This is a genomic window from Bacillus sp. AR8-1, assembly GCF_008042345.1.
Classification (GTDB): domain Bacteria; phylum Bacillota; class Bacilli; order Bacillales; family Bacillaceae_G; genus Bacillus_A; species Bacillus_A cereus.
This window is the reverse complement of record NZ_QNUB01000009.1, coordinates 276,617-283,137: the sequence shown is the minus strand read 5'-3', so window position 1 is coordinate 283,137 and position 6,521 is coordinate 276,617. Positions and strand designations below refer to the sequence as shown.

Sequence of the window (6,521 nt, the reverse complement as noted above, 5' to 3'; positions counted from 1 at the left end):
TTTCTGATCTTAGGTATTTCGTTTGTTATCATATATATAGAAATAAAAGTTAATAAATTTTTACAAAAGTGATAGAAAATGAGAATGAAATACCAATAATAAGTAAAAGCAGCTGCTAAAGGGGAACTGAGGAAGGAAGAGGCTTATGATTTTCAATTCTGAAGAGGATTTAATTATAGCTATGAAAAAACATGATCAAGATGCTTTGAAAGAAGTAATTGATCAATATGGAAAATTAATTTTGTACATTATTCATAAATCATTAAGTACCCCTATTGAAAAACAATATGTGGATGATTTTTTTCAATGTGTTTGTAATAGCAATAGCTGGGCTTCTAGTTTTAAAATATTTAATGTGAAAATAAAAAGCGGCATAATAGCCGCTTTTTATCGTTTGGTTAGTATTTTATTTATGATTTTGTATTTTGAAAAACTTACTTATAATAAATGCAAACTTTCAATAAGAAGATACATACCCGTGCAACTTAAAAGGATGTACGTAAATATTTTGAAAATTCGTTGATTAAGCCATTTGAAAATAATTTGCCCTATATACAAACCTAGAAATACGATTGGAATAGCGTAAAAACTTGATTCCCAAATTGTTTTGTTTGTGCCAGTAAAGAGTATTTGAGTTAGTAGGCTAATGAAATATATAAATAGATAAAAAGCTAAAGTAGTTGCTCTCAATTTCTCTTTTTTCGTATCAGTTCCTGTAAAGTAAAGTAACAGGGGTGGTCCTGGCATACCGATACTTGTCGTTAAAAGACCGGATAATCCGCCCACTAAGAAATCTCTAGATTTTGTTGGTTTAATCTTAAAGTTGCATATTAGCATCAACGTTAATAGTAAAAGCAGGATGCTAATTGCTAATTTAAAAGTGTTGATGTTAATGGAAGTGAAAATGAAAATGCCAAAAGGAACACCAACTATACTTCCGAAAATTAATCTTTTCAGTAGTATAAAATCAATATCTATTCTTATTTTCCAAATGAGTGATATGGAAATAATTAATGATAAAATGATATTTATTTGTATAGCTTCTTGTGGTAGAAATAACATGAGTAAGAAAGGTGTTGCCATAATAGAAAAGCCAAAACCTGTACTTGTTTGTAAAATAGAAGCTACTAATATAATACATATGAAAATGAATATAATTTCCAAAATAGCCCCCCTACATAATCAAATTTAATAAATATTTTAACATAAAGTGAAACTTTAATCAGTGGGAGGCTTACTGCACGGCAAATAGCGGCTTTTTATGTGGCATTTAATATTCTAATGATGATCCTGTAGTTTTAAAGTATTTTTCTCGTGAAGGAGTCATTGCCCGGATTGCTAATAAACAGGAAAGGAAAAGAATGAGTAACGAGCTACTTATTACAGTAAATTGAACGGAAAGAAATTGTGCGGATGCCCCAATTGCTAAAACGAAAAAGATTTGGATGAAATTTTTTATGGAATCAAACACGCTATCGATACGTCCTATCATATATATAGGGATGTTATTTTGATAAAATGTTATAAAGCCAGTACCAGCAAATGATGAAGAAATACCAAGTAAAATGAAACCACCTGCTGCGACTATAAATGAATTTGAAAAGGCGAAAATTACATAGCCTATTGCTGTGAAAATCATACCTAATCCGATACAATGTTGAATTGGTAATCGTTTGGCAAAGAGAGAGACGAGAAATGAACCGGAAACGTAAGCAGCGCCAGTTATACTAACAAGCATACTGTATTCTATATCGGTTAAAAACAGTACTTGCCTCGTAAAAACAACTTCTTGTGAATCGAGTGCCATAGAAACAAGCATAGTCGCTTGAAATAAAACGAATATGAGAATAATGTACGTTTCTGTTCGAGCGAACGAAAAAACTTGTTTCCAATCACTTCGTAATGTTTGTACAAAAGTATTTGCAACTTCTTCGTTTTGCTTTGTTTGTAATGTAATGTTTGGCAAGAAGTAAATGAGAATGGTAGAAAGTAGAAATGAAAGTGAGTTGCAGTAAATAACAAAGGCTGCTGAGTATGTGGTGAGAAGTATTCCAGCAAGAGCTGGACCGATAATAAAAGCCCCGTTTGTACATAGGCTATTCCATGCATTAAATTGAGCGCGCTCTTCAGCTCGTATGAGCATTGTTTTATAAGTAAATGAAGCTGGATCAAAAAATGATGTAGCGATGCGAGTTAAAAAGATGAACATATAAATGGCCCAAATAGAATCAAATAATGGAATACAGCCAATGAGAGCTGCTCGAATTATATCTGTGATGAGCATAATGGACCGTTTGTTTAATCGATCTACTATACTACCAGACCATATTTTTGTAACAACAGTGGCGATTGGACCAACAATCCATAATCCTGCTACAGCAGCAGGTGAGTTTGTGCTATTTAACACCATTAAGTTCAGAGCGATGAGATACATAAAATCACCTAAACGAGAAATTCCTGTTCCCGACAATAATAATAATTTATTTTTCATGAATAAATGGCCCTTTCTTTCATTGTTTTTTAATCCTGCAGGAAATAGCGTATTCCTCTTCAGAGTTTGATTGACGAGCGGTTTTGTTTTCCCAGCGTAATAAAACTTGTGTAATCTCCCAAGTAAGCTGTTGTAATTCCTCTGGAGTTAAAAATAAATGAGATACAATATGACTACCTGTATTCGTTCCTTCTGTGCCGCTTTCTTCAATATAGAAATGAGCAGCTTTTGCTTTATAATATTTTTCAATAATCCCTCGTTTTTCCTTCGTTTCTACTAATTCAAGCAACCCTCCATCATATAAAATTTGAACGTGATAATGTACGCTTCCAGCAGATTTATTTAGTTTAGTAGCAACTTGTTTTGCAGTAAGTGCTTCATCTTTTAAAAGGTGAAGAATTTGAATGCGAGTTGCATTGGAAATGAGCTTCTGCTGCTCAGCTGAAATAGTAAGTCTATCGTCAAACATTATGGCACCCCTTTTCTTATAATCTAAATTTATTGTATATTCTAAAAAATTAGAACGTAAGGAAAATAAATCGTCTTTTTCCTCTGTATTTCGACATAAAAAAATTAGCATGTTTATAAACATGCTATTAAGTAGAAGGAGATTCTTCATTAAATTCCCCGCGATAAAACAAGAACAGCCATATAAAACTTACAAAAATACAACATATAGCTAATAAACTGCCAATCATTTGAGGAGAAAGAATTTCTAACAGCCCTCCTGTAAAAAACATCGATAACTGAATAAGAGATCCGTAAATAGAATAATGGAATGAAAAAACTTTACCTATCATATTTTCGTGTGTGTAAGTTTGAAGTAATGTCGTATCAAGTGGAACGATAATTCCTCCTGCTATACGCATACAGAATAAAGTAATGATACCGATAATAAGTTGATCGGATAGAATGAATCCGAGAAAGAAAATTCCTTGTAATAAGTAGGCCCAACCGAATACTTTTTTCATTTTTTCTTTATTATGGGATATATAAAGATTAACGAGAAGGCTTCCTATCATAAGTCCAGCCCCTTGAACCGTATATAAAATCCCAATGTTCGTATGGAAAATTTTTTCGGCATAGATCGTTAGAAGTAGTTGATAAGCGCCTCCAATAATCCCCCATGAAATGCCGACAAGAATTAATGTTAAAATGATTTTTGTTTGTAATATGTATGTATAACCACCTTTTATATCAGTGAAAAATGCTTTGTTCTTGTTACAAGTATCATGAGCAGGAATACTCATATTATAAATAAAATAGGCTGAAAGAAAGTATGATAGGCTATTTACTAAAAAAGCGAACTCAATATGTAAAGATTGTGCAATTACTCCGCCCAAAGAAGCCCCCATAATAGACATAAAACCATTAATTGTACTAGAAAGAGAGTTAGCAGTTACGAAATGATTTTGGTGTACGATATTTTTTAAGGTTGCTTGTTTAGCCGGTTCAAATAAACAAGCAAGTACAGATAAACATATATTAGCAATGAAAATAATCTCAATTTTATAGCCTGCGAGTAAGTATGTAAGGACTAGAATTCCCCGTGTAATATCGGTAAAAATCATAATATTCTTTTTAGAGAAACGATCTACAATTCCGCCTATGAATGGACTAAGAAGAAGCTGTGGTAAACCTTTACTTATAAAAGTAAGTGCGATTATAAACGGCGATTCCGTTATGCTGTAGACAAATGTTAATAAAGCTACCGTATGGAACCAATCCCCAAGTACACTTAATGTTTGCCCATAAAATAGTTTATTGAAGTTTTTATTTGTTTTAAGAAGTGTGGAATAAGAAACGGACATAAATAGATTACTCCTTATGTAATGACGATGTTTGAATTTGTTCTTTCCACTCACTCAAATACACTTTTTCCGCTGTAGGAAGTCCAACAGGTAATTGTGCAATCAATTCTAAACTATTTCCATCAGGGTCGTTAAAGTATACGGCTGCATGTGCTAATTCCGGAAAAACAATCGGTTCAATTGGTTCCATTCCAAAGTCTTTTCGTGCTGAAATTCCTTTTTGATTTAGCCAATGAATCGCATTTTCTAAATCATGTAAACTTACTTGAAAGGCGATATGTCGTAAAGAGGGGTGATAATTCACTTTGTATTCTGTGCCTTCCCAAAGGCCGAGCCAACTCTCATTTTCTTTAATCCAAAAGAAAGCAATATTATCTCCTCTTTTATATAATTTTAGCCCTAGTGATTCATAAAAAGGTATTGATACTTTTAAGTTGCGGACAGGTAAATGTGCTTCGTAAAGACCTCTAATCATTGTAATCCCCCTTAGTAAAAATGTTTCTTATTCCATAGTAAACAATATGTTGCTAGTTGAAATCGCAAATAAGAGGGATATAAATTCATACGAAAGTATGAAAAAAAACAGCTCATATTTGAGCTGTTTTTCTATAGTTTTTAGTTCATTTTTCAAGGATAGGATATATTAATATCCGTATCCGCCGCCACCCCAACAGCTACATCCGATGATGATTAGAAGGATGAATAGTACGATAAGCAAAGCAAATCCACCGCCGAAACCAGCGCAACTTCCACCATAACTCATATGTTTTCCTCCTTTTTAGTAAGTTAATCTATATGGTTCATGGACTACTATATACAGTATGTTTTTTGTATAGAAAACGAGCCAGTCTCATTTATAATTAGACAAATGCCTGTAGATTCATTAGGATTGTATGTTTGTGATTTGTAAATAAACCTTTACGTGATTCGTAATTTAGGCATAGAAAAATAAAAAATTGTAAAAAAAACCATTTTTTTATTTTTTTATGAGAGAATATGTACTATAATTTTACAAGTAATATTATGGGAAAAGGGAGTTTTAGTATAGAGATGGAGATGGGACAATTACAAAATAAAATAGAAAACAAAAAGAAAGAGTTAATTCAACTTGTTGCGAGACACGGATTGGATCATGATAAAGTTTTGTTATTTAGTCGTGATTTAGATATACTAATTAATAAGTTTATGAATATAAAAGACAAAGTGCATAAATAAAAAATTTATAGTTTTTTATATTAAGATGTTTCACGGAAAGGAGAGGACAGTAATTGGAACATTTACAGGAAGAATTGTATAAACAAATAAAAGAAGAAAAAGGTACAGTTACAATTTTCTTAAAGAGTGGCGTTAGAATAGTAGGAGAAGTTGTTGGAGTAGATAAATTTACAGTTTTAATCTTAGTGGATGGAAAACAACAGCTTATTTATAAGCAGGCTATATGAAATAAGACACTCTTGTTGAGTGTCTTATTTCATTATTGCTTGCATGCTTCAACATCAATGCCGGCAGCAATTAACTTCTTTTCTCCATCTTGTTCAATAATTTTTTGTAATTTAGATAGGAAAGAATCAAAGTTTGTATGCTTTGCTACTTGGAATGTCATTTTATGTTCAATTGGTAGCCACGTATCAATATCAGCTTCGTTATGCTGGATTTTCACCTCAAGTTTATCGAGTGCATTAGCAACTTTTGCTTCGTACGTTTCTTTTGCTTCAAACTCCATCCATAAGTCATATAATTCCTCACCGAGAGAACCTGTTAACGTTTGTTTAATATTTAAAATAGCTTCTAGTTCATTTTTTTGTTTTTGTAGCTGTAATTCGTGACTATTCATCGTATCAAATGCAGGGATATCACCAGCTTCGGCTTCGACTAGGTCGTGAATAATAACCATTTTAAGTAATTTCTCAATATTTACTTTTTGATCCAAATAAGGTTCAACTAAAATGGCCATTAGAGACATACGCCATGTATGTTCGGCAACACTTTCTTGACGTCCGTTGGAAAGCCAGCTATGTCGCATTTCATATTTTAGTTTTTCTGCTAATGCAATGACTTGTAAAATGTTGTGTTCCATCGTGAGCCTCCTCATGTTTTTATACCATAATTCTAATATAGAAATGAAATGTGTCAATTTTATGAGTATATTGCGATAAACAGATGATAAGCGTATAATACATGTTATATGTGAAAACGTATTATTAAAATAAAAAAATGTT

At 32.3% G+C, this 6,521-nt stretch carries 9 protein-coding genes; 2 read left to right on the top strand and 7 right to left on the bottom strand.

Going from position 1 to position 6,521, the window contains the following annotated elements:
- Nucleotides 1-438: 438 nt before the first annotated feature.
- The 6 genes from DN400_RS06925 to DN400_RS06900 form a co-directional block, all read right to left on the bottom strand.
- The gene (locus tag DN400_RS06925) at nucleotides 439-1,164 is read right to left on the bottom strand and encodes a sulfite exporter TauE/SafE family protein (RefSeq protein WP_098255820.1); all 726 of its coding nucleotides are present in this window, start codon (nucleotides 1,162-1,164) and stop codon (nucleotides 439-441) included.
- Nucleotides 1,165-1,270: 106 nt separating this feature from the next.
- Nucleotides 1,271-2,491, bottom strand: coding sequence for an MFS transporter (locus DN400_RS06920; RefSeq protein WP_098255819.1), 1,221 nt, complete (start codon nucleotides 2,489-2,491; stop codon nucleotides 1,271-1,273).
- Between the two features lie 19 nt (nucleotides 2,492-2,510).
- On the bottom strand, nucleotides 2,511-2,960 hold the full coding sequence (locus tag DN400_RS06915) for an ArsR/SmtB family transcription factor (protein ID WP_000459089.1): 450 nt from the start codon (nucleotides 2,958-2,960) through the stop codon (nucleotides 2,511-2,513).
- Nucleotides 2,961-3,087: 127 nt separating this feature from the next.
- A complete protein-coding gene (locus tag DN400_RS06910) occupies nucleotides 3,088-4,302 on the bottom strand; it encodes an MFS transporter (RefSeq protein WP_147801591.1) in 1,215 nt (404 codons plus the stop codon).
- 7 nt (nucleotides 4,303-4,309) lie between these two features.
- Complete coding sequence (locus DN400_RS06905; protein WP_033696135.1) at nucleotides 4,310-4,777, bottom strand: VOC family protein; 468 nt, start codon at nucleotides 4,775-4,777, stop codon at nucleotides 4,310-4,312.
- Between the two features lie 168 nt (nucleotides 4,778-4,945).
- Complete coding sequence (locus DN400_RS06900; protein ID WP_000120179.1) at nucleotides 4,946-5,065, bottom strand: YjcZ family sporulation protein; 120 nt, start codon at nucleotides 5,063-5,065, stop codon at nucleotides 4,946-4,948.
- Between the two features lie 233 nt (nucleotides 5,066-5,298).
- Here DN400_RS06900 and DN400_RS06895 point away from each other — a divergent pair, with 233 nt between their 5' ends.
- Together DN400_RS06895 and hfq are read left to right on the top strand one after the other, a co-directional pair.
- The gene (locus tag DN400_RS06895) at nucleotides 5,299-5,517 is read left to right on the top strand and encodes an aspartyl-phosphate phosphatase Spo0E family protein (RefSeq protein ID WP_000291691.1); all 219 of its coding nucleotides are present in this window, start codon (nucleotides 5,299-5,301) and stop codon (nucleotides 5,515-5,517) included.
- Between the two features lie 53 nt (nucleotides 5,518-5,570).
- Nucleotides 5,571-5,744, top strand: a complete 174-nt coding sequence (hfq, locus tag DN400_RS06890; RefSeq protein ID WP_147801590.1) for an RNA chaperone Hfq — start codon at nucleotides 5,571-5,573, stop codon at nucleotides 5,742-5,744.
- A gap of 32 nt (nucleotides 5,745-5,776) precedes the next feature.
- Here the strand turns inward: hfq and DN400_RS06885 are convergent, their stop codons facing one another.
- Nucleotides 5,777-6,379 (bottom strand): HD domain-containing protein, encoded by a 603-nt coding sequence (locus tag DN400_RS06885; RefSeq protein ID WP_016513063.1) that lies wholly within the window; start codon nucleotides 6,377-6,379, stop codon nucleotides 5,777-5,779.
- Nucleotides 6,380-6,521 lie beyond the last annotated feature (142 nt).

Excerpts from the sequence above, each read along its gene's own strand:
- DN400_RS06920 (WP_098255819.1), bottom strand. The coding sequence starts at position 2,491 with ATGAAAAATAAATTATTATTATTGTCGGGAACAGGAATTTCTCGTTTA.
- DN400_RS06915 (WP_000459089.1), bottom strand. The coding sequence starts at position 2,960 with ATGTTTGACGATAGACTTACTATTTCAGCTGAGCAGCAGAAGCTCATT.
- DN400_RS06910 (WP_147801591.1), bottom strand. The coding sequence starts at position 4,302 with ATGTCCGTTTCTTATTCCACACTTCTTAAAACAAATAAAAACTTCAAT.
- DN400_RS06905 (WP_033696135.1), bottom strand. The coding sequence starts at position 4,777 with ATGATTAGAGGTCTTTACGAAGCACATTTACCTGTCCGCAACTTAAAA.
- DN400_RS06900 (WP_000120179.1), bottom strand. The coding sequence starts at position 5,065 with ATGAGTTATGGTGGAAGTTGCGCTGGTTTCGGCGGTGGATTTGCTTTG.
- DN400_RS06895 (WP_000291691.1), top strand. The coding sequence starts at position 5,299 with ATGTACTATAATTTTACAAGTAATATTATGGGAAAAGGGAGTTTTAGT.
- DN400_RS06885 (WP_016513063.1), bottom strand. The coding sequence starts at position 6,379 with ATGGAACACAACATTTTACAAGTCATTGCATTAGCAGAAAAACTAAAA.